The organism is Marinobacter iranensis, from assembly GCF_029207565.1.
Lineage (GTDB): Bacteria > Pseudomonadota > Gammaproteobacteria > Pseudomonadales > Oleiphilaceae > Marinobacter > Marinobacter iranensis.
The window spans coordinates 178,317-203,828 of record NZ_JANCMW010000007.1 but is presented as its reverse complement, the minus strand read 5'-3'; the positions used below and the strand labels follow the sequence as shown (position 1 = coordinate 203,828).

19 protein-coding genes and 1 tRNA gene are annotated in these 25,512 nt (G+C 56.3%); 1 reads left to right on the top strand and 19 read right to left on the bottom strand.

The features are described 5' to 3' along the window. Positions 1-20: 20 nt before the first annotated feature. The 18 genes from pheS to NLU14_RS12835 all read right to left on the bottom strand — a co-directional run bounded on the left by pheS (position 21) and on the right by NLU14_RS12835 (position 24,016). Positions 21-1,019, bottom strand: coding sequence for a phenylalanine--tRNA ligase subunit alpha (pheS, locus tag NLU14_RS12920; protein ID WP_275707162.1), 999 nt, complete (start codon positions 1,017-1,019; stop codon positions 21-23). A gap of 139 nt (positions 1,020-1,158) precedes the next feature. Then, positions 1,159-1,512 (bottom strand): 50S ribosomal protein L20, encoded by a 354-nt coding sequence (gene rplT, locus NLU14_RS12915; RefSeq protein ID WP_275707160.1) that lies wholly within the window; start codon positions 1,510-1,512, stop codon positions 1,159-1,161. A gap of 50 nt (positions 1,513-1,562) precedes the next feature. Continuing rightward, the gene (gene rpmI, locus NLU14_RS12910; RefSeq protein WP_007151842.1) at positions 1,563-1,754 is read right to left on the bottom strand and encodes a 50S ribosomal protein L35; all 192 of its coding nucleotides are present in this window, start codon (positions 1,752-1,754) and stop codon (positions 1,563-1,565) included. Positions 1,755-1,847: 93 nt separating this feature from the next. After that, the gene (gene infC / locus NLU14_RS12905; RefSeq protein WP_275707226.1) at positions 1,848-2,387 is read right to left on the bottom strand and encodes a translation initiation factor IF-3; all 540 of its coding nucleotides are present in this window, start codon (positions 2,385-2,387) and stop codon (positions 1,848-1,850) included. Between the two features lie 2 nt (positions 2,388-2,389). After that, positions 2,390-4,315 (bottom strand): threonine--tRNA ligase, encoded by a 1,926-nt coding sequence (gene thrS, locus NLU14_RS12900; protein WP_275707158.1) that lies wholly within the window; start codon positions 4,313-4,315, stop codon positions 2,390-2,392. Between the two features lie 145 nt (positions 4,316-4,460). After that, positions 4,461-7,058 (bottom strand): TRAP transporter permease, encoded by a 2,598-nt coding sequence (locus NLU14_RS12895; RefSeq protein WP_275707156.1) that lies wholly within the window; start codon positions 7,056-7,058, stop codon positions 4,461-4,463. A gap of 87 nt (positions 7,059-7,145) precedes the next feature. Continuing rightward, positions 7,146-8,129 (bottom strand): TAXI family TRAP transporter solute-binding subunit, encoded by a 984-nt coding sequence (locus tag NLU14_RS12890; protein ID WP_275707154.1) that lies wholly within the window; start codon positions 8,127-8,129, stop codon positions 7,146-7,148. A 187-nt stretch (positions 8,130-8,316) separates the two neighbouring features. After that, the gene (locus tag NLU14_RS12885) at positions 8,317-10,701 is read right to left on the bottom strand and encodes an efflux RND transporter permease subunit (protein ID WP_275707152.1); all 2,385 of its coding nucleotides are present in this window, start codon (positions 10,699-10,701) and stop codon (positions 8,317-8,319) included. Positions 10,702-10,747: 46 nt separating this feature from the next. Next, complete coding sequence (locus NLU14_RS12880) at positions 10,748-11,842, bottom strand: YCF48-related protein (RefSeq protein ID WP_275707150.1); 1,095 nt, start codon at positions 11,840-11,842, stop codon at positions 10,748-10,750. A gap of 207 nt (positions 11,843-12,049) precedes the next feature. Then, on the bottom strand, positions 12,050-13,438 hold the full coding sequence (locus NLU14_RS12875; RefSeq protein ID WP_275707148.1) for a DUF1329 domain-containing protein: 1,389 nt from the start codon (positions 13,436-13,438) through the stop codon (positions 12,050-12,052). A 175-nt stretch (positions 13,439-13,613) separates the two neighbouring features. Beyond that, complete coding sequence (gene pepN / locus NLU14_RS12870) at positions 13,614-16,259, bottom strand: aminopeptidase N (protein WP_275707146.1); 2,646 nt, start codon at positions 16,257-16,259, stop codon at positions 13,614-13,616. Between the two features lie 30 nt (positions 16,260-16,289). Then, positions 16,290-17,132: a DUF2797 domain-containing protein gene (locus tag NLU14_RS12865; RefSeq protein ID WP_275707144.1), complete on the bottom strand. Its 843-nt coding sequence runs from the start codon at positions 17,130-17,132 to the stop codon at positions 16,290-16,292. Continuing rightward, positions 17,129-17,428 (bottom strand): YeaC family protein, encoded by a 300-nt coding sequence (locus NLU14_RS12860; protein ID WP_275707142.1) that lies wholly within the window; start codon positions 17,426-17,428, stop codon positions 17,129-17,131. The genes NLU14_RS12865 and NLU14_RS12860 overlap by 4 nt, the downstream gene beginning before the upstream one ends. 129 nt (positions 17,429-17,557) lie before the next feature. Beyond that, a complete protein-coding gene (locus NLU14_RS12855) occupies positions 17,558-18,433 on the bottom strand; it encodes a rhomboid family intramembrane serine protease (protein WP_275707140.1) in 876 nt (291 codons plus the stop codon). Positions 18,434-18,436: 3 nt separating this feature from the next. After that, positions 18,437-19,450, bottom strand: coding sequence for a metallophosphoesterase (locus NLU14_RS12850; protein WP_275707139.1), 1,014 nt, complete (start codon positions 19,448-19,450; stop codon positions 18,437-18,439). Between the two features lie 4 nt (positions 19,451-19,454). Next, complete coding sequence (locus NLU14_RS12845; RefSeq protein WP_275707135.1) at positions 19,455-20,339, bottom strand: NAD(+) kinase; 885 nt, start codon at positions 20,337-20,339, stop codon at positions 19,455-19,457. Between the two features lie 134 nt (positions 20,340-20,473). Then, positions 20,474-21,727: a DNA repair protein gene (locus NLU14_RS12840; protein WP_275707133.1), complete on the bottom strand. Its 1,254-nt coding sequence runs from the start codon at positions 21,725-21,727 to the stop codon at positions 20,474-20,476. 222 nt (positions 21,728-21,949) lie between these two features. After that, entirely contained in the window at positions 21,950-24,016 is a 2,067-nt protein-coding gene (locus NLU14_RS12835; protein ID WP_275707131.1) for an oxidoreductase, read from the bottom strand. Between the two features lie 131 nt (positions 24,017-24,147). On the opposite strand from NLU14_RS12835, the gene NLU14_RS12830 reads away from it, so the two are divergent. After that, complete coding sequence (locus NLU14_RS12830; protein WP_275707129.1) at positions 24,148-25,206, top strand: AraC family transcriptional regulator; 1,059 nt, start codon at positions 24,148-24,150, stop codon at positions 25,204-25,206. Positions 25,207-25,422: 216 nt separating this feature from the next. On the opposite strand, the gene NLU14_RS12825 is transcribed toward NLU14_RS12830, so the two are convergent. After that, positions 25,423-25,499: transfer RNA gene (locus NLU14_RS12825), tRNA-Asp, on the bottom strand. Positions 25,500-25,512 lie beyond the last annotated feature (13 nt).

The following is a 25,512-nucleotide window of genomic DNA, read 5'->3' as shown; positions in this document are numbered from 1 at the left end:
CGTTTATCGTAATGCCGTGTTCAACGAAACTGCCGCAGAAAGCGGAGGTCGTTCTCGAAGAACATACGCAGGTCGTTCACGCCATAGCGAAGCATGGCAAGACGCTCAACGCCGAGACCAAACGCAAAACCACGGTATTCCTCGGCGTCGATACCGCAATGTTCGAATACTTTGGGATGGACCATGCCGCAGCCCATCACTTCCAGCCATTTGATGCTGCCATCCTCTTCACGCCCCCACTCGATATCCACTTCCGCGGACGGTTCCGTGAAAGGGAAATAAGAGGGACGGAAACGTACCTCCAGGTCGCGCTCGAAGAACACCCGCAGGAACTCCTCAACGGTGCTCTTGAGATCGGCGAAGCTGACGTCTTTCTCAACCAGCAGCCCTTCCACCTGGTGGAACATGGGCGTGTGAGTCATGTCGGAGTCACAGCGATAGACACGCCCCGGGCAAATCATGCGAAACGGCGGTTTGCCATCTTCCATGGTGCGAATCTGTACCGGTGAAGTATGGGTACGCAACAGAGTGCCGGGATTAAAATAGAAAGTGTCGTGCATTGCGCGGGCGGGATGGTGCCCGGGAATATTCAGGGCTTCGAAGTTGTGGTAGTCGTCTTCGATTTCCGGCCCCTGCTCCACGGTATAACCCGCGCGGGAGAAGAACTGCTCAATACGCTGCAGGGTTCGGGTAACCGGATGCAGGCCGCCCAGGTCCTGGCCACGCCCCGGAAGCGTCACGTCAATGGATTCACCGGCCAGTTTCTGCTCGATAGCGGTGCGCTCAAGGTCTGTTCGGCGGGTGTTGATTGCCTGCTCCACCTGCCCCTTGGCGTCGTTGATCTTCTGGCCCGCGGCCGGGCGCTCGTCCGCAGACAGCTTGCCCAGTGTTTTCGCCTGCTGGGTGATCACACCCTTCTTGCCAAGGTATTCAACACGAATCTGATCCAGTGCCTGCAAGCTGTCGGCACTTTCAACCGCCGCCAGGCCGTCCTGAACGAGTTGATCCAGGTTTTCCATTGACCCTGCTCCAATCCAGAAATGGAATCACTCTAAACAAAAATAGGGGAAGAGCGCGCCCTTCCCCTATCAGAAGGCGCCTTCATGAATCCATGGAGACGCCTGAATCGATCGGTTAACCGATGAAAGAGCTAAGCGATCACAGAGACGCTTTTGCCTTCTCAACAACAGCAGTAAACGTCTGCTGTTCGTTCATGGCCAGGTCGGCCAGAACCTTGCGGTCGATCTCAACATTGGCCTTTTTCAGGCCAGCAATCAGACGGCTGTAAGACAGGCCGTTGGCACGGGCGCCAGCATTGATACGGGCAATCCACAGTGCGCGAAACGAGCGCTTACGGTTACGACGGTCACGGTATGCGTACTGACCGGCCTTGATAACCGCCTGTTTGGCTACGCGGTAGACGCGGCTGCGCGCTCCGTAGTAACCCTTGGCCTGATTCATGATTTTCTTGTGACGACGACGTGCTACCACGCCACGCTTTACACGAGCCATACTTTAATCCTTCTACCTTTAAACCTGTTCAGGAATGATGAGCGGCTGAATCAGCACGCCGTCATACGCTTGATGGAAGCCACATCAGACTTGGCAATCAGCTTGGTACCGCGGAGCTGACGCTTACGCTTGGGGCTCTTCTTGGTCAGGATATGACTGGTGAAGGACTGCTTGTGCTTGAAGCCAGTGGCGGTTTTCTTGAACCGCTTGGTGGCCCCGCTTTTGGTTTTCATCTTGGGCATTTTTAAAACTCCGCATTCTGTTTTTACGTGATATCAATGTGCCCCTGAACGACAAATCCCCCGCGACCGCGGGGGACCATCACCGGATCAGGTTCACTTCTTTTTGCGGGGAGCCACAACCATGGTCATCTGGCGGCCTTCCATTTTCGGCCGCTGTTCTACCTGGGCAAGCTCTTCAATATCCACTTCGATCCTGTTCATGAGCTTCATACCGATTTCCTGGTGTGCCATCTCACGCCCACGGAAGCGAATAGTGATTTTGCCGCGGTCCCCGTTTTCAAGGAAACGTACCAGGTTGCGTAGTTTGACCTGATAATCCCCTTCTTCAGTTCCTGGACGGAACTTAAGCTCTTTGACCTGCGTCTGCTTCTGCTTTTTCTTGGCAGCCGCCTTGGCCTTCTTCTCGTCGAAGATTTTCTTGCCGTAGTCCATTATCTTACAGACGATCGGATCGGAATCCGTAACCTGAACCAGGTCAAGAGACGCTTCTTCAGCCTGCTTGAGTGCATCTTCAATCGGTACGACACCGACCTGATTGCCTTCGGCATCGATCAGACGGACTTCAGTTGCGTCAATATTCTCATTGATCGGCGCCTTTGGTGTGCGCCCACCCCGATTCGCTCGCTGTTTAATAATTAGATCTCCGTTTTGGTTCTGCCTTTGCGGTTGATTTCGTCAGCCATCAGCTGCTCAAACGCTTCCAGCGATAAAGTCCCCAGATCTTCACCTTTGCGGGTTCTCACCGCAACGGCGTTGTTTTCGACTTCTTTGTCGCCGACAACAACAAGGAAGGGGACTTTGTTGATAGTATGCTCGCGGATTTTAAAGCCGATCTTCTCGTTTCTCAAGTCAGCATTAACCCTATAGCCAAGGGAATCCCACTTTTTCGCAAGATTCTGGCAAAAATTACGCTGATTATCGGTAATATTCAGCACCGCAATCTGTGTTGGCGCGAGCCACGTCGGGAAGGCACCTTCATATTCTTCAATCAGGATGCCAATGAATCGCTCAAACGACCCCAATACTGCCCGGTGCAGCATAACCGGTGTCTTACGCTCGGAATTATCCGCTACGTACTGGGCACCCAGGCGCCCAGGCATGGAAAAATCGACCTGAATGGTACCACACTGCCACACCCGGCCGATGCAGTCTTTCAGGGAAAATTCGATTTTCGGGCCGTAAAACGCTCCCTCACCCGGCAAAAGCTCCCAATCCACGCCTTCGCGATTCAGAGCCTCTTCCAGGGCTGCTTCCGCCTTGTCCCAGACTTCGTCCGAGCCCACTCGCTTTTCCGGGCGGGTGGAGAGCTTGTAGAGAATCTCCGTAAACCCGAAATCCACATAAATCTCGTGGAGCATACCAATGAAGTCAGAGACTTCCTGCTGAATGGCGTCTTCTTCGCAGAAGATATGCGCGTCGTCCTGGGTAAACCCGCGAACCCGCATCAGGCCATGCAGGGCGCCCGAGGCTTCATTGCGGTGGCAGGAACCAAATTCCGCCAGGCGCAGGGGCAGATCCTTGTAGCTCTTCAGGCCCTGATTGAATACCTGCACATGGCACGGGCAGTTCATCGGCTTGATGGCGTAGTCGTGTTTTTCGGACTCCGTGGTAAACATGTCGTCCTTGAACTTGTCCCAGTGCCCCGACTTTTCCCACAGCGCTCTGGAAACCACCTGTGGAGTCTTGATTTCCCGGTAACCGTGTTCATGCTGCTTGCGGCGCATGTACCGCTCGATTTCCTGGTACAGGGACCAGCCATCCGGGTGCCAGAACACCATGCCTGGCGCCTCTTCCTGCATGTGGAACAGACTCAGCTTCTTGCCGATCTTGCGGTGGTCGCGTTTCTCGGCCTCTTCCAGGCGATGCAGATAGGCCTTCAGGTCTTTCTTGTTGCCCCAGGCAGTACCGTATACCCGTTGCAATTGCTCATTGCCGGTATCACCGCGCCAGTAGGCGCCGGCCACCTTGGTCAGCTTGAACGCCTTGAGTTTGCCGGTGCTGGGCACGTGTGGGCCACGGCACAGGTCAATAAAGTCACCCTGGCGGTAAAACGACAGGTCTTCGTCACCGGGAATATCCTCAATAATGCGGACTTTGTATTCCTCGCCCATTTCATCAAACAGGCGGACGGCTTCGTCGCGGGACATCACCGAGCGTGAAACCGGAATGTCCTGCTTCGCCAGCTCTTCCATGCGCTTTTCGATCCGGCTCAGATCTTCATTGGTAAACGGCCGGTCGAACTTGAAATCGTAGTAAAACCCGTTGTCCACAACCGGGCCGATGGTGACCTGTGCAGAAGGAAACAATTCCTTCACGGCCATCGCCAAAAGGTGGGCGGTGGAGTGGCGGATAATATCCACGCCGTCTTCGTCCCGCTCGGTAACAATGGCGAGATCGACATCTTCATCAATGGGGTAACTGGTATCAACCAGTTTGCCATTCACACGGCCGGCAATAGCGGCCTTGGCAAGGCCCGCCCCGATGTCTGCAGCAACATCGTGAACGGTAACGGATTCGGCAAAACTGCGGTGGCTGCCGTCTGGCAGGGTAACAACAGGCATAGTTAACTCCTCGAGTCTCAGAGGTGATCCGTACCAAAGACCACGTGTTGACGGTTGGCCGCGACACAAACCGCGGACCGTAGCGCGCAGGAGTTTAACAGAAAAAAGCCCGGCAGGTTAATGCCGGGCTTATAAGAGGGGGCAATCAGCGGTAAGCGCTGGCCTCTTCAGGCGTTCGTCGCCGCAGCTGCCCGAAGGCTACAAGGCCCAGCAGGATAAGAGCGGGAATAAACATCAGCTCTTTTGGTGGGCGCTCATTTTCAACCTGCACTGCGTCAATCGTCCAGCCGAAGCTGATGCCCGCGTCCTCCGCCGTGCTGCCATAGCCAACAAAGTCCACCACCATCGCATCGTCCTTGCGGGACAGCTCCAGGCCGGCACTCGCAAGCCTTGCTTCCGGAGACTCCCCGGCCGGCAGCTCCAGGCTCAGATAGGTAGACACCTCGTCACCACTCAGTGACATACCGGACGCCTGCAGAACAATGGCCTCACCGGCGGGCACATTCTCGATGTGCTCAATCACCTCGGTTCCCGGACGATCCTCCGTTGCCGGATAGACCATATCCCACCAGTAACCCGGCCGGAACAGGGTAAAGGTGATCAGTAACAGCAAGGCCGACTCCCACTTGTAGCTCTTGGTGAACCAATAACCCTGGGTGGCCGCGGAGAACACCAGCATGGCGGTCACTGCACTGGCAATGGTGACCAGCAGGTCAAACCAGCCCGTCAGCCCGATCAGCAACAACTGGGTGTTGAAGATGAACATGAATGGCAGGATTGCTGTCCGGATATCATAGGTGAAGCCCTGGACACCCGTTCGTATCGGGTCGGCACCCGAGATGGCAGCCGCCGCGTAGGCGGCCAACCCCACGGGCGGCGTATCATCCGCCAGGATGCCGAAATAGAACACAAACAGGTGTACCGCAATGAGCGGCACCAGCAGACCACTTTGAGCGCCCAGAGTGACGATCACCGGCGCCATCAGCGTGGAAACCACAATGTAGTTCGCCGTCGTGGGCAGCCCCATCCCCAGGACCAGACTGATAACGGCGGTAAAAATCAGCATCAGCAGAAGGTTGCCGCCGGAAATGAATTCCACGAACTGGGTCATCACCAGGCCGATACCGGTCAGTGTCACCGTACCTACCACGATGCCGGCCGTCGCCGTCGCCACACCGATACCGACCATGTTGCGCGCGCCCGTCACCAGTGAAAGGGTCAGGTCAACGAAACCGGTTTTGGTTTCCGCCAGGAAGTTGCCTCTCTTGTGGAAGAAGGCTTTCAGGGGCTGTTGGGTGATAACGATAAAAATCATGAACACCGTGGCCCAGAACGCTGACAACTGGGGAGAAAAGCGCTCAACCGTCAGGCACCAGACCAGGACGACGACCGGCAACAGGAAATAAAGGCCGGTCTTCACCGTTGGACCAACGTCCGGAAGCGTATCCATCGCGGACTCAGGATCATCCTGTTCAAGTTCCGGAAAGCGGGTGGAATACCAGACCAGTCCTATGTAGACAAGAAGCAGCAAGGGACCAAGAACCCAGACCGCCGCCTCGCCAAATAGTGCCTTAAGCCAACCAATACCGTAGTAGACAACGAATGTAAGAGCACTCAGGCCAATCAGAATCACAACCCAGTTCAGCATGCGTTGAGCTAGAGTCGGACGATTGGGGCGCTCAATACCCTTCATCTTCAGCTTGCAGGCCTCCAGATGAACGATGTAAATCAGCGCCACATAGGAAATCAACGCCGGCAATATGGCGTGTTTGATGACTTCCAGATAGGAAATTCCGACATACTCGACCATCAAAAATGCCGCAGCACCCATAATGGGGGGCGTCAGCTGGCCATTGGTGGATGCGGCCACCTCGACAGCACCCGCCTTGGTCGCCGGGAAGCCAACCCGCTTCATCAACGGGATGGTAAAAGTACCCGTCGTGACCACGTTGGCAATGGACGAACCGGAAATCACGCCACTTAAACCGCTGGAGACAACAGCAGCCTTGGCGGGACCGCCGCGCATGTGTCCCAGCATGGCGTAAGCAACCTTGATGAAGTAATTACCTGCCCCTGCCCGCTCCAACAGTGCGCCGAAGAGAACGAACAGGAAAACGAAACTGGTTGAAACGCCCAGGGCAACACCGAAAACACCTTCCGTACCTAACCACATGTGGGACGACAGCTTGCTCAGGCTTGCCCCTTTGTGGGAGATCACGTCCGGCATGTAAGGACCGGCCAGCGCATAGATCAGAAAGACACCGGCTACAATGGTCAGCGGAAGCCCAAGGGCGCGACGAGTAGCCTCAAGCAGCAACACCAGGCCACCAAGAGCCACAATCAGGTCCTGGGTTATCGGGGAGCCCGGTCGTGTCGAAAGCTGGTCGTAGAAAACGTAAAGATAAGACGCCGCAAAGGCGGCAGCCAGGGCAAGAATCCAGTCATAAACCGGTACGTGATCAACATTCCTGCCACGAATCATGGGGTAAGCCGCAAAAGCGAGGAACGCGGCAAATGCAAGATGGATGGATCTTGCTTCCGTCGAGTTGAAAACACCAAACTCGACTATATAAGGCAGCGGTGATGCTATCCATAGCTGAAAGAGGGACCAAAGCAGAGGAACAACAAACAGTATCTTTGCAGCCATACCGGTTGCAGCTCTTCCTCCGGTCTCGGTCTGGAGGACCTCTGCAACTTTCTTGCTGTCGATAGTATCCCCGGCTCTCGGTTCGCTATTGGCCATAGCTGGATCCTGTAAGAGTAAAGCGGGTCGGAGATCAAAACACCGCGGGCATGGCTGCCCGCGGTGTCATTTTTACCGGTTACAGGATCAGTCGATCAAACCGGCTTCTTTGTAATACTTCGCCGCACCAGGATGCAAGGGAGCACTCAGCGCGTCAGACACCATTTCTTCCTTGTTCAGGTTGGCAAACGCAGGGTGCAGACGCTTGAAGCTGTCAAAGTTTTCGAACACGGCCTTGACCACTTCGTAAACCACCTCGTCAGACACATCCGTTGACGATACAAACGTTGCGGCAACACCGAAGGTGGTGGTGTCGTCATCGCTTCCCCGATACATGCCACCCGGGATGACGGCTTTCCGATAATACGGATTGTTGTCAATCAGTGTCTTCGTAGCTTCGTTGTCAACGCTCACAATGACACTGTCACAGGACGTGGTAGCTTCCTTGATGGAACCGGAGGGATGACCAACCGTATAGAAGAAGGCGTCAATATTACCGTCGCACAGGGCCTGGGACTGCTCAGCCGCTTTCAATTCCGCGGCCAGGGAGAACTTGTCCATTGTCCAGCCCATTTCGTCCATCAGAACCTCAGCCGTTGCGCGCTGACCAGAGCCCGGGTTACCCACGGAAACCCGTTTGCCTTCCAGGTCCTCGAACGTCTTGATGCCGGATCCTTTACTGGCAACAACCGTGAATGGTTCCGGATGCAGGGAGAACACGGCACGGAGTTCTTTGTTCGCTCCGTCGTCCTTGAACTGGCTGGTGCCATTGTAGGCATGGTATTGCCAGTCGGACTGGGCAACCGCCAGATCCAGCTCGCCCTGACGAATCGCGTTCAGGTTGTAGACCGAACCGCCGGTGCTCTCTACAGAGCAACGGATACCATGTTCTTTACGGTCCATATTGACCAGGCGGCAAATCGCACCGCCCGCCGGATAGTAAACCCCCGTTACACCACCTGTGCCGATGGTGACAAATTGCTGCTCCTGCGCGTTAACCCCTGTTGAGGTCGCTCCAAAGCTGACGGCCGCTGCAACCGCGAGTGCGGAAAATTTCTGTTTCAGTGCCATGACTTTTCCCTTATCTGTTCGTTATTGCTTTTTTGGGCCCGCATGAAAACACGGACACTCTCCACTTTCGCCTTAAAACATAGACCACTTTGCGTCATAAATAAAGCAAGGATTAGCTCGCTAACCACTTGAGCGAGAAACAAAAAAGCCCGCAATGCGGGCTTTTCTGGTCAGGCGCCTGCGAATCTTATTTGTTCGCGCGGGCCTTGGCAACCATTCGATCCGGGCGCAACAGGAAGCGCGCCAGGGCCGGCAGCAGCCAGATGGAGCCCACCATGTTCCAGATGAACATGAAGAACAATAGCAGACCCATATCCGCCTGGAACTTGATGGGGGAGAAGATCCAGGTCACCACACCGATACCCAGGGTCACACCGGTAAAGATAACGGCCTTACCGGTAGACTTCAGGGTTTCAAAGTAGGCTTCCTGGAGCGTTTTGCCCTCCAGCAGGAATCTCTCGAGCTTGCTGTAGATATAAATGCCGTAGTCGACACCGATACCCACACCCAACGCAATAACCGGCAACGTCGCTACCTTGATACCAATTCCGGACACTGCCATGATCGCCTCTGCCAGGATCGAGGTCAGTCCCAGTGGAATCAGGATACACAATACCGCCCGGACTGAGCGGAAGGTCAGCAGGCACAGTGCCGCGACTACACCATAGACGAAGATCAGCATCATGTTCTTGGCACTGGAGATAACGTCGTTTGTTGCCGCTTCTACGCCCGCGTTACCAGCCCCCAGCAGGAAGGTGTATTCATCACTGTTATTGTTGCTGGCAAACTCTTCTACCCGCTCCGTAACCGTTTTCAGCGTTTCCGCCTTGTGATCCTCCAGGAAAACAAGCACGGGGGTCAGATCACAATTAGTGTTGATCAGGCCAGCCGGAGCTTCCCGGATTGAGGCGTTGATAATGGTCTGGTTACGGGAAATTTCATACCACTTCCAGTTACCCTCGTTCAGCGCTTTGGTGACCAGTTTGGACACATTTGCCAGCGAGGCCGAGGACTGGACACCCGGGGTGTTCTGCAGCTCCCACTGCAGGGTATCCATGGCGCGGAGAACGTTGTACTGGGTACATTGCTCTTCCTCGGTTTTCACCATCACCACCAGCACATCGGCACTGGTCGAGTAATTGTCGATGATGTAGGCATTATCCTTGTTGTAACGGGAATCCGCCCTCAACTCCGGCGCACCCTGATCAAGGTCACCGACTTTCAGGCCCTGCTTGTAGTAGAGACCAAGGCCCAGACCAATCACCGCAATCAGCAGTGAGATCGGTGCCACGCCCGGATGCGCAAAGTAGGACATGATGCGCCACTTACGATCCTGCTTTTCACCGTGATTCTGCACGTGGCGGACGCCACCCTTGGAAATGCCGAGGTAAGACATGATCAGTACATGCAACACCAGGTTGGTGAGGATGACGAACGCCACGCCGATACCGGCGGCAACAGCCAGATCCCGGATAACATCGATTTCAATGAAGAACAGCGTCAGGAAGCCAAATGCATCGGAAATCAGCGCCAGCATGCCCGGGATGTAGAGCGCCCTGAACGCCAGGCGTGCAGCGGTAACGGAATCAAACCCTTTTGCCGCCTCCACTGCCATGGCATTAACAATCTGAACGCCGTGACTGATACCGATGGCGAATACAAGGAATGGAACCAACACAGAGTATGGATCAAGGCCATAACCCAACAACCTCAACGTACCCAGTTGCAGGAACACCGCGATGATGGAAGTGAACACCGGAACCAGTGTTCCGGTAATGCAGCGGGAATACCCGAACAACAGCAACGTGGTGAGAATGATGGTGATGCCGGCAAACCAGGCGATGGAGCCGATACCCTCAATGAGGTCGCCCACTTTCTTGGCGAAACCCACAATGTGAATTTCGATATTCGGGTTCTGCGTTTCGTACTTGTCCCGAATCTTTTCTTCCAACTGACGCGAAAACTCACCGTAGTCCAGCGGCTCACCGGTCTCCGGGTTATTCTCGTAAAGCGGTGCATAAACGATCGTGGAGCGGAAATTGTCTGAAATCAGACGTCCCACCTCGTTCGACCGGAGTACGTTCTGACGCAACTGTTCAAGGCTCGCCCGGGAACCGTCATAGCCATCCGGGATGACCGTGCCCCCCTGGAACCCCTGCTCAGTCACTTCTACCCAGCGAACGTTGGATGTCCAGAGTGACTTCAACCCGGAACGATCCACCCCGTTGAGATAAAACACCTCGTCGGTGATCTGCTTCAGGGTTTCCATATACTCGGCTGTGAAGATATCGCCCTCTTCCACCTCCACGGCGATACGCACGAAGTTACCCAGGTTTTCCAGGTCGTCCCTGTGTTCCAGCATGTTGACAATGTAAGGATGCTCCAGCGGAATCATCCGCTCGAAACTGGCATCCGGCTGGATCTTGACGGCGTTGTAGCCGAGAAACAGGGTCAGGAAAAAAAATGCAATCAGGATAATCGCCCGATTGTTGAAGATCAGCCGCTCCAGGAACGGTTCTGCCTTCGGTGTAGTCAGGTAATGCTCGCCCTTGTCATGCTTCGGGTTCGACATTCAAAAGCCCCTCTAATTTTCAATCTGTTGGTGCCGCATCAGGGCGTTATTGAAGATTCTTGCCACGGGCATCGGTATGCTTCACGCCACCCTCGCCCACAATCAGGAGGTTGGTTCCGGATACCGGTACAACATCCATAACGCCTTCCCTGTCATCCCGAAAATAGGGACGAAAGGTATCTCCACCGTTGGTGCTCATTAACACTGCGCCACCATTACCCACCAACGTAATACGGCCATCTTCGGAAACCACTCCATCATTGAGGGTTGCGTCGGACTCGCTCGGCACCACTTTCCAGCTTCTGCCAAGGTCGGACGAGAAGAAAATGTTTCCCCGCAAGCCAAATGCGAGTATTTCATTCACATTGCCGGTTCCTATGGCACCAAACCAGGACCCTTCATAAGGACTCTCACGCTTCTCCCAGCTGTCCCCGCCGTCAACGGAAACAAAAATCTGGCCCGCCTCACCGACAATCACCAAGGCGCCGCCGGCAATACGGCCAATACTGTTCAGGTGAAAACCGCTGGGGTTATCGAGCTTCGGCGCCCAGTCTTTCCAGGTTTTACCACCGTCCCTGGTACGCAGGAACATTCCGTAGGCGCCTACCACAAAACCGTGGTTCTCATTTTCAAACCAGACATCCAGAAAAGGGTTCACCGGTCCGATCTCAAGATCCGCCTGCAGGTTTTCCAATGAAAAAAGCAGGTCACCCAACGCCCAGTCCAGGTCGGCTTTCTCTTCCTCGGGAGCCTCTTCTATCTTTTGCTCCAGTTCATCGATCTGTTCCTGGCGACTTTCAATGGCGAGTTCGGCGGCGCGGATGCCTGTCAGTTGAAGCTCCCAGGTTTCGCCCGCATCACTGGAATGGAGAACAACCCCACTGTGACCAACCGCCCAGCCATGCTGTTCCGTGCCGAAATCGACACCGGTCAGTGTTACGGATACCGGAACCTCGCCCTGCACCCAACTTTCACCTTCGTCATCGGAGAAAATGATATGACCACGCTCACCAGCTGCCACGATTCGTTCACCCGCACTATCCGCATCATTGAGCAGATGCTCTGGCGCAAGCTCCGTGGGCCGGGATGGAGTTTCGATGATATCTGCAAGCGCAAACACCGAGGGCGCGGACCATGCCATGGATAGTCCAAGACAGGCCGCTCCCAGAGTCTTGCACATCAACCTTGTAGCCATTCAGATTGCCTATATGTTGTGTTGAACTGTGTCTCTCTGATTTTGCCGATCATGCCGGCTGATACCAAGAATATACCGGTGGCCTTCCGACCACCGGTATATTCGTCGCCGTCCGTCTCTGGCGAAATTTTGTCCTACAGACGTGCGCGGGCGTTAACGCACACTCCTGCGACGCAGGGACGCCGGAGAGAAGTAACGCCGATTGGGCACATCGTTGGTAAACTTGCGGGTGGAGCTTTCTTCGGTATCCAGGCCCAGCACGTGATAACGGCGGGCCTGCAGGTCATGGTACACATCCAGCACCGTCCAAACGCCGGGCAACTCATAATAGTTTTTCGCCAGGCCCATGGTCACGCGCCAGAGCTCACCACGACCGTCGTACTGATCCAGCAACAGCGTGTTCCAGCTGTCGGCATCCACGTAGAAGCGACGCTTGCCATAAATATGGCGTTCACCCTCTTTCAGAGTCGCTTCCACCACATGCACCCGATGGAGTTCCCAACGTGTGAGGTCCGGGTTCAGGTGGGAAATACCCAGGATTTCCGAGTAAGGCGTGCCCTGCTCGCCGATGCGATAGTTGTTGTAGGGAACGTAAATTTCACGCATTCCCTCGTATTCCCAGTTATACCGATCCAGAGCACCGTTGAAGATATCAGTGTCATCGGCTGTCCGCAGGTTATCCGCTGCCGCAATGGGTGAATCATAGCCGAGGTTGGGTGCGCGGCGTACCCGGCGCTGGCCGGCATTGTAGCCCCAGCCGTTACGCGGATTGATAACCTGGTTCAGGGTTTCGTGAATCAGGATGGCACCGCCGGCCAGACGGGGTGGAGACTGGGTGAACGACAGATAATAGAAAATGACGTTATCCAGTTCGTCTTCGCTTCCTTCAGGATTGTAGTAGTTAAAGAAAGCTTCCTGCTGCGATGTCACCAGGGAATAATCGCCGTCCGGCTGCACCGCCACTTCACTTGAGCGACGTGTCACCGAAACACCGCGCCAGCGAGTCAGGTGGTTCCAGATAACCTGCCAGGCCTTCTCTTCATTATTGCCGTGTAGGATCGGGAAGGGGTAACCCGCGAAGGCGCCATCGATGCCCTCACCTTCACCTACGACTTCTGCATCAACAGCATTTTCTTTGGTGTTTTCAGCGACCCAATCCGGCACCGCGTGGGTGCGCCGGCTCTTGTAGACCGGGATACGGAACGTGGTCGGATAGGTGTCAAGCATGGCACGGAGGCCGTCGGTCAGGTACTCGTCGTACTGATCCATGTTGGACGCGCTGATGGTAAACAGCACTTCGTCGTCCGGGAACGGGTTGATGTGGTGCTGACCACTACCTTCATAACCTGCAGGGGCTTCAGTGAGGCCTCCGGTCCAGGCCGGGATGGTTCCGGCTTCATTGCCTGCCTTCACTGAGCCGAACGGCGTGAGATCCTGCCCCAGGCGCGCGGCTTCGCTGGCGGAAACGGCAGCACTGGCCTGCGTGGCAAAGACAGAAAAAGCAAACAGACTGCCCAGAATCACGTTGTTTTTGTATGTCATTGTTTAACCTTAAACCTGTCTGAAAGCCCTGAATAAGGCTTTTCTTATTGTGTTGTCATGGAATACTGGCTCCTGACAGATTAGCCGATTGGCCATTATTGTCTATCGACCGAAAGTGCGATTTTGTATCCGCCTGTGACAGGCCAGACGGATACTCCCAGGTGATTTGGCGGGGCTATTGGCCAGCCAGACTCTTGTGTACCACTTCATAGACATCCCGGGACAGGCCGGATTTGTCACGGATACTTTCCAGCGCCATCCGCATCTGATCGCCGTGAACCGGCGCAAATTTACGCCAGCGTGTCAGTGGCGAGACCAGTCTTGCTGCAATCTGCGGGTTACTGTCATCCAGCCGTCGAACCTGCTCCGCCAGGAAACGGTATCCGGAACCCTCTTCCTCGTGGAAGGCCGGGAGGTTCTGGCCCGCGAACACACCAATCACTGAGCGGATCTTGTTGGGGTTCTTCCAGTCAAAGGTGGGATGCTCCATAAGCTCGTGGATCTTCCGCAGGCCGCCTGTACGGCTGCTGCCGGATTGCACAGAGAACCACTGTTCAACCACCTGCGGATCACTCTTCCACCGTTCGTAGAAGCTTGTCAGTGCCTGTTCTCGCTCCTGCTCATAACCGGAGTTGACCAGCGCGCGCAGCGCGCCCAGACGATCGGTCATGTTGTCTGCGTCGGCAAACTGACTGGTTGCGAGGGCCCGGCCTTCCTCGTCGTCGATGTGCAAAAGCCAGGCAAGGGCGGTGTTTCGCAGGCTACGGCGCGCCACTGACTCCGGCGTTACTTCGTAGCTGCCGGCAATGGTGTTGCGGTGGTAGCAGGCGAGCAGCTCATCACGCAGTGCCCGGGCCATGTGTTCAAGTACCCGTTCGCGGGCCTTGTGGATGGCTGGCACATTGGGCTTTTCCGCCAGTTCGATCAGATAGGCTTCTGATGGAAGCTGCAACATCTTGGCCACCAGCGCCTGATCCAGGGATGAATCCGCCAGCAGAGCGCGATATGCCTTGATCAAACCAGGGTCAACGGCTTCACTGCCTGCTCCCAAAAGGGAGCTGATAACATCCACCGCCAGACGCTGCCCTGCGTCCCAGCGATTGAACCCGTCGGGATCGTGGCTCATGAGGAAGGTGAGCTGCTCCCGTGTCCAGGGGTAAAACACCCGAACCGGTGCTGAAAAATCTCTCAACAGGGACGGTGTCGGCCGCTCTGACAACCCGTGAAATTCAAAGGTATGACTGGTTTCAGTCAGCTCCAGGACCCGGTCCACTGGCGCCTCAACATCATCAACTGCCAGTTTCAGAGGCAGTGACTCGCCCTCTGCCCCCAGCAGTCCAACAGCAAACGGAATATGCTGCGGCTTCTTGTTGGTCTGGCCCGGGGTATCCGGAATTGCCTGGTCAATGGTCAGGCGATAAATCCCCGCTGCCTCGTCATACTGGTCCCGCACCGTCAACTCGGGTGTACCTGCCTGCTCATACCACAGACGGAACTGAGACAGGTCACGGCCAGTGGCGTCTTCCATGGCCCGGACAAAATCATCCGTTGTTACTGCCTGGCCATCGTGACGCTCGAAATACAGATCGCTGCCCTTGCGGAACATGTCGGCTCCGAGCAGCGTGCGGATCATGCGAACTACCTCGCAGCCCTTTTCATAGATCGTCAGAGTATAGAAGTTGGTAATCTCCATGTACGACTCAGGGCGAACGGGGTGAGCCATGGGCCCTGAGTCCTCGGCGAACTGTGCCGTACGCAACATGGTGGCGTCTTCGATCCGTTTGACGGTGGGCGACCCCATATCGGCGGAAAACTGGGAATCGCGGAACACCGTGAAGCCTTCCTTGAGACTGAGCTGGAACCAGTCGCGACAGGTAACCCGGTTGCCAGACCAATTATGGAAATACTCATGGGCAACAATGGATTCGATGCGCTGGAACGCCAGGTCGGTCGCTGTTTCCTGGCTGGCCAGTACACAGGAGGAGTTGAAGATGTTCAGCCCCTTGTTCTCCATGGCACCCATGTTGAAGTCATCCACCGCCACGATCATGAAGATATCCAGGTCGTATTCACGGCCGTAGACCTCTTCGTCCCAGCGCATGGCGCGCTTGAGGGACTCCATGGCGTGATCGCACTTCTCGGAATTGCGCGGCTCCACGTACATACGCAGGTCGATATCACGACCGGACATGGTGTTGAAGCTGTCCCGCTTCTCCACCAGATCCCCGGCCACCAGAGCAAACAGGTAACAGGGTTTGGGGAACGGGTCTTCCCAGGTCACAAAGTGCCTGCCATCCTCCAGATCGCCCTTTTCGACATCGTTGCCGTTGGACAGCAGGATGGGAAACAGGGTTTTGTCCGCCTCGATACGGGTGCGGAAACGGGCCATCACATCGGGGCGGTCGGGGAAGTAGGTGATGCAGCGGAAACCTTCCGCCTCGCACTGGGTACAGAACATGCCGGAGGACTTGTAGAGGCCTTCCAGGCGGGTGTTGTTCTGGGGCTCAATCCAGGTGACGACCCCCAGTTCGAAGCGATCGGGCACTTGATGGATGACCAGCTTGTCGATGCTGTCCTCATAGGCGTCTTGCTCTAATGGGTTTCCATCCAGGCTCACCGACTCAAGCCTGGTCAGGGAGTCACCATCCAACTCCAGACTTTTATCGGCACTGTCGCTGTCCGGGTTGCGACGCATCGACAGAACACTGTGTACCCGTGCCCCGCTCTCAAATAACTCGAAACGCATATCCACGTGATCCACCAGGAAAACGGGGGCGCGATAATCCTTCAGGTAAATGGTTTGTGGTTGGCTGGTACGCATTCACTATCTCCAGAATTCGTTGGGCCGGGTTCAGTTATTCGGAAAAACCCGGAAGCGGACTTCGTAACCGGTGTATTTACGGATGTTGATCACGCCAGTGTCCAGGATCAGATACTGACCCTTGATGCCCTGAAGCACACCTTCCGCCGAGGGGGATTTGTCCAGATTATGGGTTTTTATCGTCCGGGGCCACACCTGAACCGGGTAACTCAGCGCCAACCCCTCTTCATCGACAGCCCTGATGGCGTTATCACCATGTGTTGTCCGCAACCCGGCAAGGTCATCGGCAATCAGCGCCAGTATGCGGCGGCGCTCTGCGACCAGATCCAGTTCCGGCACATCGCCCTTGAGCATCGCTCGCCAGTTGGTACGGTCCGCAACGTGTTGCTTGCAGGCGACTTCCACAAACCCCGCCAACTGGCGAGTGGCGACCCTTACCATTGGAATAGCGTCGACGGCGCCCTGGTCAATCCAGCGGGTGGGCACCTGTGAACCGCGGGTAATCCCCACCTTCAGGCCGGATGAATTGGCCAGATAAACCACGTGCTCAACCATGCAGTGGGTTTCCCCCCACTCCGGCTCGCGGCAGGTGCCTTCGTAATAATGGCACTTCTCCGGACTCATGATACAGCTGTCACAGGCTGCCAGCTTGCGAAAACAGGGATAGCAGTAGCCCTGGCTGAAACTCTTGTTCGTCTTCCGGTCGCAATGGATGCAGCGTATCACCCCATCAAAATCAAATTGCAGCGGGTACCCTACCATCTCGTTCAGGGGAACGCGGGTGTCACCAACCCGAATGGTGTAGCTGACCGGATCACCGGCCTCTGCCGGCATTTTGCGCAGGCGGCCGGTCACATCAACCAATGCGGTCAAGACTTCACCTCAAAGAACTGGTCCGGATCAGCCGCCCCGTTTGACGACTTGCCAGCCGTGCGGGCGACGCTGGGATCACAGGCCGTACCTGCCTTCGCACCCCGGTCCAGATACCCAACCCGTTCTTCAGCGGGGATCTGGTGATGCTCTTCGTAATAGATAACCGCTTCCATACAGATCGAGCGCTGCTCATCCGTCAACTTGCGGCCATCCGGCCACTTACCCAGCTCAAGGGCGCCTTTGAGGCTCTGATAAACCGCCGGGTCCAGCCGTTTGATCAGCTCTTCGTAAGTCATTTTCATTCTCCAGCAAAAAAATGTGTGCGAATCTGTTGACAGCAATAAACGATAATGATTATCATTATCTCACCAAATGACGAAGGTCGTGTTCATTTGGTCTCTCTCATCAGGAGCTACATGCTCTTTTCATGCCCCGCGATTTCGCGGGGCTTTTTTTGGTACCGGCAAAATTGCCGCCAGGGCCAGCCCTGCGACAAAGCCACCAAGATGAGCTTCGTTTGCCATTCGCCCCAGGCCCACCATTTCCGTGAACGGCGTAAAACCGATCACCATCCAGGCCACCGCAAAAGTAATCAGCGCGGGCGGGAACTGGAAACGGGGTACCCGTCGCTGGCTGAGCCAGCAATAACCAAGAATGCCGTACACAACACCAGACAAACCACCGAAGAGTGGCCCGGTCACAAGGTACTGCAAACCGTTGGCCAGCAAGCTGGTTGCCACAAACAGCAGCAGCAACCGGGCGCGCCCATCAAACCATTCGATCTGGCTACCCAGGAACCACAGCATGACGGAATTGAAAATTATGTGGGTCCAGCTGAAGTGGAGAAAATCCGGGGTGATCAGACGCCAGACCTGACCACTTGCCAGGGTGGAGGACAATGCCTGAATACGATCCGCCATGGTGCCGACATCATAGAAACGGGGGTCAACAAACATCAGCAGCGTGGATAACTGGTTCTGCCCCATCGCCGTCACCCAGGCCATCAGCACCGCCAGCAGAATCATGCCCAGCACCACCGGCGCGTGGCGTGGCGAGGGCTGCCAGCGCCCGCCAACAAACACCGGCGACCGTGCTGTTGTATTCACAGCCTTTTGTACATCGGGCTCGCGCAGGAAGCGCTCAAGGGCCTGAATCACCGGTTCGGTGTGCTCGGGGTTTTCAAGCCATAGAATCTGGGAACCGCCCTCTTCCGTAATCCGGTGACCCACCCCCTGCTCCTTCAGCCAGCGGCTGAAACCTGACAGGTCAATATCGGTGTCAATCTGCTTTATCCGGTACACAGTCTACCTCGCCACGCTGTCTTCGCTGGTGGGGTAGTCCGGCTGCTCCGGCCGTTCCACATCCACCCAGACGAATTTGTCACGGGAGAGGGTGCGTTCGCCATCCAGGCGATAAGCCACCAGCTTGCCATATTTGACAGCACTGAAGTCGATGCAGGCCACATTGTGCTTGAGTGGTGCAGGCTCCCCTTCCATCCAGTAGTGGCCCACAAATACCGGAGGTGCCGATGCCGGATAGCTGATCAACTGGCTGCGCTCTGCCTCCGTCAGCTCACGACAGGCGACGTCTTTTGGCAACGGATCCGGCTGGAACACCACATCGGCATAGGTTTTCGGGTTATCAGCCCAGAATTTGGTGCGGAAAAACTCCCTGACATAGCCGTCCTTGCCGGTAATCTTCACCCCCGGAGGCAATCGCAGGTCGGTACCACGCAGCAGGGTGTCCATCACCTGGCCGGCAAAGGACTCAATCGCTGCGGAGGCGTGGAGGAAGTCGTCATCGATGCAGGCCCCACCCTGGTTTTCCTTGAATTTGGTAATCAGGTCACTGTCCCAGCAAGCATGCACCGCCCGGAAATCCGACTCATCGATAAACAGCGGAATGGTGTAGAACCACTCAAGAAACTCATTCCATTCGTGTGGATAATGCTCGAACTGCTTAAGGGTTTCGCGAATCAGCCTGTCGTGGCGGGCGTTGTGCTCCCTCAGGAACGTCTTGCCGCTGCCCGGCCGGGCGCGGGTGCAGTAGCCCAGGGCGTTGTACTCGTGATTACCCATCACAATGCGGGCAGAGCCATGCTCCACCATATCCCGCACCAGGTGCAGAGCCTCCCGGATACGGGGGCCACGGTCAATAATGTCCCCGATAAATATGGCCTGACGCCGGGGGTGCTCGTACACACCGTTTACCTTTCGGTAGCCCATCTGGTCCAGCAGCCTTATCAGGGTATGCGCGCATCCGTGAATATCGCCGATAATGTCGTAGCCGCGGCTCGCGGATCTTGCCTGTCCTGCCATGTTGTTAACTCGCTGCTATTTCACTGGCCCAGCCCAGCTTGTCCCGGCATGTGGCGTAGAAATTATGATCCGCTGGGTGGATAAGGCGAATCTTGAAGGGCTTCTTGGTGATACGGATGATATCGCCCGGGGCACAGGCAATGTTCATCTGCCCGTCGAAACTGATCTGCGGATAGGTTTCGTTGGTTTCACCGATCACCAGTTTGATCTCGCTCTTGCCGTCCACCACGATCGGGCGGCTGCTCAGGGTGTGCGGGAACATGGGCACCAACACAATGGCATCGAGTTTGGGATGCATGATGGGCCCACCCGCCGAGAGAGAGTAAGCAGTCGACCCGGTCGGTGTGGCTACGATAAGCCCATCCGACCGCTGGCTGTATACGAAATGTCCGTCAATATACAGATCGAAACCGATCATCCGGGTGGATTTTCCGGGGTGAAGCACCACGTCATTCAATGCGGTTCCAAAGCCAAGGGGCTGGCCATTGCGCTCCACATGTCCGTCCAGCAGGAAACGGGTTTCTTCAATGTATTCGCCCTGCAGAACCTTCCCCAGGCGCTCCTCCAGGTCCGAGGGTGAAATATCGGTCAGGAATCCCAGGCGGCCCCGGTTTACGCCCAACAGTGGAATCTTGGACTTGGCCAGTTCCCGGGCCGCACCCAGAAGGCTACCGTCGCCGCCAACCACGATGACCAGATCACAGATTTCCCCAAGCAGCTTTTTGCTGGAAACCTGGAGGCCATGGCCCGGCAGCATGGTGGCGGTGTCTTCCTCGATGATCACATGGTAGTTGTTGTTCACCAGGTACTGTTTGAGCTGACGCAGCGATTCCACCACCTTAACGCTGCCCATGCGGCCAATCACGCCAATGTTTCTGAATTGATCCATGTAGCTTCCTGTGGATGTCTGTATGGGGCCGGGGCGGAGCTGATTCATCACCCGGGGGCATCTTCAGGGACCATAGTAACGAAATACGGCCTGATTCTGAAAAAAGATCCCGTTAGAGACAGATCAAGGCGGGGTCAGTTCGATTCCTTGGGCTGATGCTTTTCACAGCGGTCGTCGATGCCAGCCCTGAACTCGGCCGGCTGACTGACCCGCATTACGGGCTCGCTGCAGGCTTTGCCATTGGAATTCTTGTGATGACAGACCGGCTGTTCATAGTGATCGAGCCACTGCCGGTAGGCCGGTTCGTTGAGCCCGCAGCGTTCGGCGGCGTAGGCAACCGGGTTACGGAAATAGGCTTCGATATCGTCGTACGGCAAGGTGATGTGGCCAACACCGGCGTGATAGGCCACCAGGAACACGGAGTGGTTCTGCAGGTGCTCCATGACCGAGTTCTCGGTGGGCGCCTGGTGACGCAGGTCATAGTTTTCCTGCTCCAGAACCACGATTTTCTCGTCCCTCAGCTCCAGTTCACGCTGACGACGTTCCAACTGTTCCCGCAGCAACACAACCTCGGCATCGGCTGTTGCGCCTTCCCGCTCCTTGATGGCCTCGCCGCTGGAGAGCTGCTCCTGCATCGCCAGATACTGCTCATTGCGCTCGGCAAGGCGCTTTTTCAACTGCTCATTACTGAGCTTCTGGCGCTCGTATTTCTGTTGGAGCTCAGCGGTTTCGTTGCGCAGGGCCTGCATCTCATGGCGGTTTTCGCGCTGCAGATCGGATAATGCGTCCCGATGAACACTTTGCAGGGTCTTGATGCGCAGGCGTTGCTCGCGGATAACCCGAGCCAGACGCACGCGGTCGGCGGATATTTCGGGATCTTCGGGTGTACGGGATTCAGCCCCTAGAACGGGAATATTTTCTTCCGGTGCCGGCGGCTCCACCTTGCGGAACTTGAGACTGTTGGCCTCGACGGCGCGTCGAATAGCCTGGAAGTGATTGCTACCCGGCGTCATGTCCGGGTCCCAGAGGTCCTCTGCGTTGGTGGATTTAGGGCACTGGCTGCGGCAGACCAGCCGAATCGGGCCAGCCCCCATGTCGGGGCCCTTTGCGCCCTTTTTGGCCAGTTTTTCCACAGGAAGATTCCAGTGGCTATCGGCCCGCCCCTCTTCATCGAAATAGATACGGAAAAACACCAGGGAGCGCACCACAAGGTCACTACCGAGCAACACATACACAGCTTTGACGTCAGTATCAGCCAGGTCGGACAGCCCTACATAGCCATCCAGGAAGGCGCCAAACTCTGACGCACGCATCTGGCGAGACACGTCACTGCCGTCCATGAAAAACACCGCCGAATAACCATCATTAACCTGGTCGGCAGACCCCATTTACAGACTCCCCACTCTCCGAAAACCTGACCGCTACACAGATAACACCGCCCGGGTGTTCCGTTTTTGCTGACAGACACCAGAAACCGGCCCTGCACACACTGCACAGGGCCGATTTCAAACTGACAGACTTCCGGATAATAGTCTAGCGGGTCAAAGCCCGGTGCAAAGAGGAAAACTGCAACGTTTTGTGATCAGGATACTGAAGCCGGATTATGGCCATCAGAGTTCCGCTGCCAGACGGCTACCCTGGTTAATGGCACGCTTGGCATCCAGCTCCGCGGCCACATCGGCGCCGCCAATGAGATGAACCTGAACCCCCGCGGCCTCCAGGCCACCGTGCAATTCGCGCAAGGGCTCCTGGCCGGCACAGATCACAATGGTGTCCACCGGCAACACCCGATCTTCACCCTGCTCAGCGCCTTTCGGGGTCACGGTGATGTGCAGCCCGTCGTCGTCAATCTTGCGATAGCTGACGCCCGACACCATTTGAACCTGACGATTCTTCAGGGAGGTACGATGGATCCAGCCGGTGGTCTTGCCCAGGTTCTTGCCAACCTTCGAGGTCTTCCGCTGCAACAGGTAGACTTCGCGGGCCGGTTCCGGCACTTCCGGCTCCATGCCCTGGATACCGCCGCGATGCCCGACGCGCAGATCCACCCCCCATTCACGCATGAAATGCTCCGGGTCCAGGGCCGCCGAGGTGCCCTTGTGAACCATGAATTCGGAGACGTCGAAGCCAATGCCACCGGCACCGATAACCGCCACTTTCTTCCCCACGGGCTTGCGCCCCAGTAGCGCATCCAGATAGCCAATCACCTTGGGATGGTCCACACCCTCGATTTCCGGGGTGCGGGGGCTGACACCGGTGGCCAGAACAACATGGTCAAAACCGCCGACCTTCAGCTCCTCCACATCCACCCGGGTATTCAGGCGAACATCCACTCCATGCTTGTCCAGCATCACCCGGTAGTAACGCAGAGTCTCGTAGAACTCTTCTTTGCCCGGAATCAGCTTGGCCACATTAAACTGACCACCTACTTCGCTACCAGCATCGAACAGTGTGACCCGGTGACCACGCTCAGCCGCCACGGAGGCAAACGCCAGGCCCGCGGGGCCGGCACCTACAACAGCAATGGCTTTTGGTTCTGCGGTTTTCACATAAGCCAGCTCCGTTTCATGGCAGGCCCGGGGATTGACCAGGCACGAGGTCAGCTTGCCACTGAAAGTATGGTCGAGGCAGGCCTGGTTACAGCCTATGCAGGTATTAATTTCGTCGGCGCGGTCTTCAGCGGCTTTAAGCACCAGATCCGAGTCGGCCAGGAATGGCCGGGCCATGGAGACCATGTCGGCATCGCCTTCCGCCAGAATTTTTTCGGCTACATCCGGCATATTAATGCGATTGGTGGTCACCAGGGGGATGCTGACTTCGTCTTTCAGGCGGGCTGTGACCTTGGTAAATGCACCACGGGGCACGGAGGTGGCAATGGTCGGTATCCGGGCCTCATGCCAGCCAATACCGGTGTTGATAATAGTGGCACCGGCCTTTTCAATTTCCTTCGCCAGTTGCACCACCTCTTCCCAGGTGCTGCCATCTTCGATCAGGTCCAGCATTGACAGGCGGTAGATCAGGATAAAATCACTGCCCACGCGCTCCCGAACCCGGCGAACGATCTCGATGGACAGGCGGATACGGTTTTCGTAGCTGCCGCCCCAGTGGTCGGTACGATGGTTGGTGTGGGCGACGATGAACTGGTTTATGAAATAACCTTCCGAGCCCATGATCTCCACACCGTCGTAGCCGGCTTCCCTGGCCAGCGCCGCGCAGTTGACGTAGTCATCAATCTGCTTCTCGATACCCGCCTCATCCAGTTCCCTCGGCTTCAGCGGATTGATGGGCGCCTGGATGGCGGACGGCGCCACCAATTCCGGATGATAGGCGTAGCGACCAGCATGGAGAATCTGCATGCAGATCTTACCGTCGGCCTCATGCACCGCCTGGGTGATCACCTTGTGCCTATCCGCTTCTCCCTGGCAGCTCATCTTGGCGGCATGCTGGAACACGGCACCTTCCACGTTGGGGGAAATACCACCGGTCACAATCAGGCCGGCACCTCCTCGGGCGCGTTCGGCATAAAAGGCCGCCAGCCGCTCAAATCCGTTCTTTGCCTCTTCCAGGCCGGTATGCATGGAGCCCATCAGGGTACGGTTGCGAAGGCGGGTAAACCCGAGGTCCAACGGTTCCAGCAAGTTGGGGTAACGCGCAACACCCGGTGTTGATACGGTCATGGTCTCTCTCCTCTTATTGGGTCGGCGGTGCCGTCATATGGACCCTAAATTAGCCGCGAGGCTTGCCTCAGACAATATCCTCAAGTAACAATCTGATATCCTTAGGCAACTTGTAGGACAATAGCGAGATCATGCGACCCACCACCAGACACAAGCGCCCCCTCGGTGACATCAGCGTGCTCTACATTGCCGTGATGGCCCGGGCTATACGGGCTGAAGGTAAAGACCCCACTGATTTGCTGGAACGTTTCGGGCTGGATGAACAGTCACTGGGGGCTCCGGAAGCACGTATCAGTATTCCGCGCTTCATGCGAATGGGCCAGGCCGCCATTACCCTCACCAGCAATCCGGCATTCGGACTGACCATGGGGCAGCTGTCCCGGCCGGTGGACGCCGGCCTTGCCGGGCTTGCCGCCCAATCCGCGCCCACAGCCGGTGAAGCCATCAACACCCTGGTTCACTATGCCCTGCTCACCAGCCGTAACAGCCGGGGCGCCCCCTGGACCGCCAATGGTGGTCGCGAAGCGCACTTCTATTCGATCAAACCCTACAACGTGTTCAACTTTTTCGTGGTGGATTCGGTCCTGGCTGCATGGACGCAATTTCTGAAGATTATTACCGGCCGCGACAGGGTTATTGAACGGGTAGCCATTGAATACCCCTCCCAGGGCCAGGATGAGGTGTTCGAGGAGTGGTTCGGTTGCCCGGTAAGGTTTGGCACCGAGGGCAACAGCCTGAGGCTTGCCCCGGGTATCACGGAAATCCCCTCATTGCAGTCCCAGGGGGCCATGTTTGAGAAGCTGTCACGGGAATGCCAGCGGGAACTTGCGAGAATTCGTGCCGGCTGGAGTACCGGCGACCGGGTGAAAGATCTGCTGCCGCCCCTGCTGCAAGGCGACACCCCTACCCTGGCCGCAATGGCGGAAAAACTGGGCGTGGCACCCTGGACGCTTCAGAGGCAACTGGCAGAGGAAAACACCGGCTTCCGGGAGTTGATGGACGAAACCCGCAGGGAACTGGCAGTGGAGTACATCCGGGAAACCCGGACCTCGTTATCAGAAATTGCCTGGCTGTTGGGCTTTGCCAATCCGGCTGCGTTTCACAAGGCGTGGCGTCGCTGGTTTGAAACCAGCCCGGGAGAACATCGAAAGCAGTATTTAGCGGAACAGGTCGCTAAAGGCATTCGCTAGGCGTTTTAGCAGTGCTACAACTCCGTGGCGTCGTCCAGGTCATCGTCGTCATCATAGTCTTCAAACTGACGGTCTATCAGGTCTTCTTCGTAATCAGACATCATCCATCTCCCATGCATCAAACAGGAAAACGATAACATGCAAACTGTTACGCGGAGATGAACCAGGAATGACAACGGAAAAAGGTATTATAAAAGGTACTACAGGGAAGGAAAATGGCGGAGCGGACGGGACTCGAACCCGCGACCCCCGGCGTGACAGGCCGGTATTCTAACCAGCTGAACTACCGCTCCGCGTGAGCCGCCA

Bases quoted from the DNA above. Each gene is read 5' to 3' on its own strand.
- pheS (WP_275707162.1), bottom strand. From the start codon at position 1,019: ATGGAAAACCTGGATCAACTCGTTCAGGACGGCCTGGCGGCGGTTGAA.
- rplT (WP_275707160.1), bottom strand. From the start codon at position 1,512: ATGGCTCGTGTAAAGCGTGGCGTGGTAGCACGTCGTCGTCACAAGAAA.
- rpmI (WP_007151842.1), bottom strand. From the start codon at position 1,754: ATGCCCAAGATGAAAACCAAAAGCGGGGCCACCAAGCGGTTCAAGAAA.
- thrS (WP_275707158.1), bottom strand. From the start codon at position 4,315: ATGCCTGTTGTTACCCTGCCAGACGGCAGCCACCGCAGTTTTGCCGAA.
- NLU14_RS12895 (WP_275707156.1), bottom strand. From the start codon at position 7,058: ATGGCCAATAGCGAACCGAGAGCCGGGGATACTATCGACAGCAAGAAA.
- NLU14_RS12890 (WP_275707154.1), bottom strand. From the start codon at position 8,129: ATGGCACTGAAACAGAAATTTTCCGCACTCGCGGTTGCAGCGGCCGTC.
- NLU14_RS12885 (WP_275707152.1), bottom strand. From the start codon at position 10,701: ATGTCGAACCCGAAGCATGACAAGGGCGAGCATTACCTGACTACACCG.
- NLU14_RS12880 (WP_275707150.1), bottom strand. From the start codon at position 11,842: ATGGCATGGTCCGCGCCCTCGGTGTTTGCGCTTGCAGATATCATCGAA.
- NLU14_RS12875 (WP_275707148.1), bottom strand. From the start codon at position 13,438: ATGACATACAAAAACAACGTGATTCTGGGCAGTCTGTTTGCTTTTTCT.
- pepN (WP_275707146.1), bottom strand. From the start codon at position 16,259: ATGCGTACCAGCCAACCACAAACCATTTACCTGAAGGATTATCGCGCC.
- NLU14_RS12860 (WP_275707142.1), bottom strand. From the start codon at position 17,428: ATGACTTACGAAGAGCTGATCAAACGGCTGGACCCGGCGGTTTATCAG.
- NLU14_RS12850 (WP_275707139.1), bottom strand. From the start codon at position 19,450: ATGGCAGGACAGGCAAGATCCGCGAGCCGCGGCTACGACATTATCGGC.
- NLU14_RS12845 (WP_275707135.1), bottom strand. From the start codon at position 20,339: ATGGATCAATTCAGAAACATTGGCGTGATTGGCCGCATGGGCAGCGTT.
- NLU14_RS12840 (WP_275707133.1), bottom strand. From the start codon at position 21,727: ATGGGGTCTGCCGACCAGGTTAATGATGGTTATTCGGCGGTGTTTTTC.
- NLU14_RS12835 (WP_275707131.1), bottom strand. From the start codon at position 24,016: ATGACCGTATCAACACCGGGTGTTGCGCGTTACCCCAACTTGCTGGAA.
- NLU14_RS12830 (WP_275707129.1), top strand. From the start codon at position 24,148: ATGCGACCCACCACCAGACACAAGCGCCCCCTCGGTGACATCAGCGTG.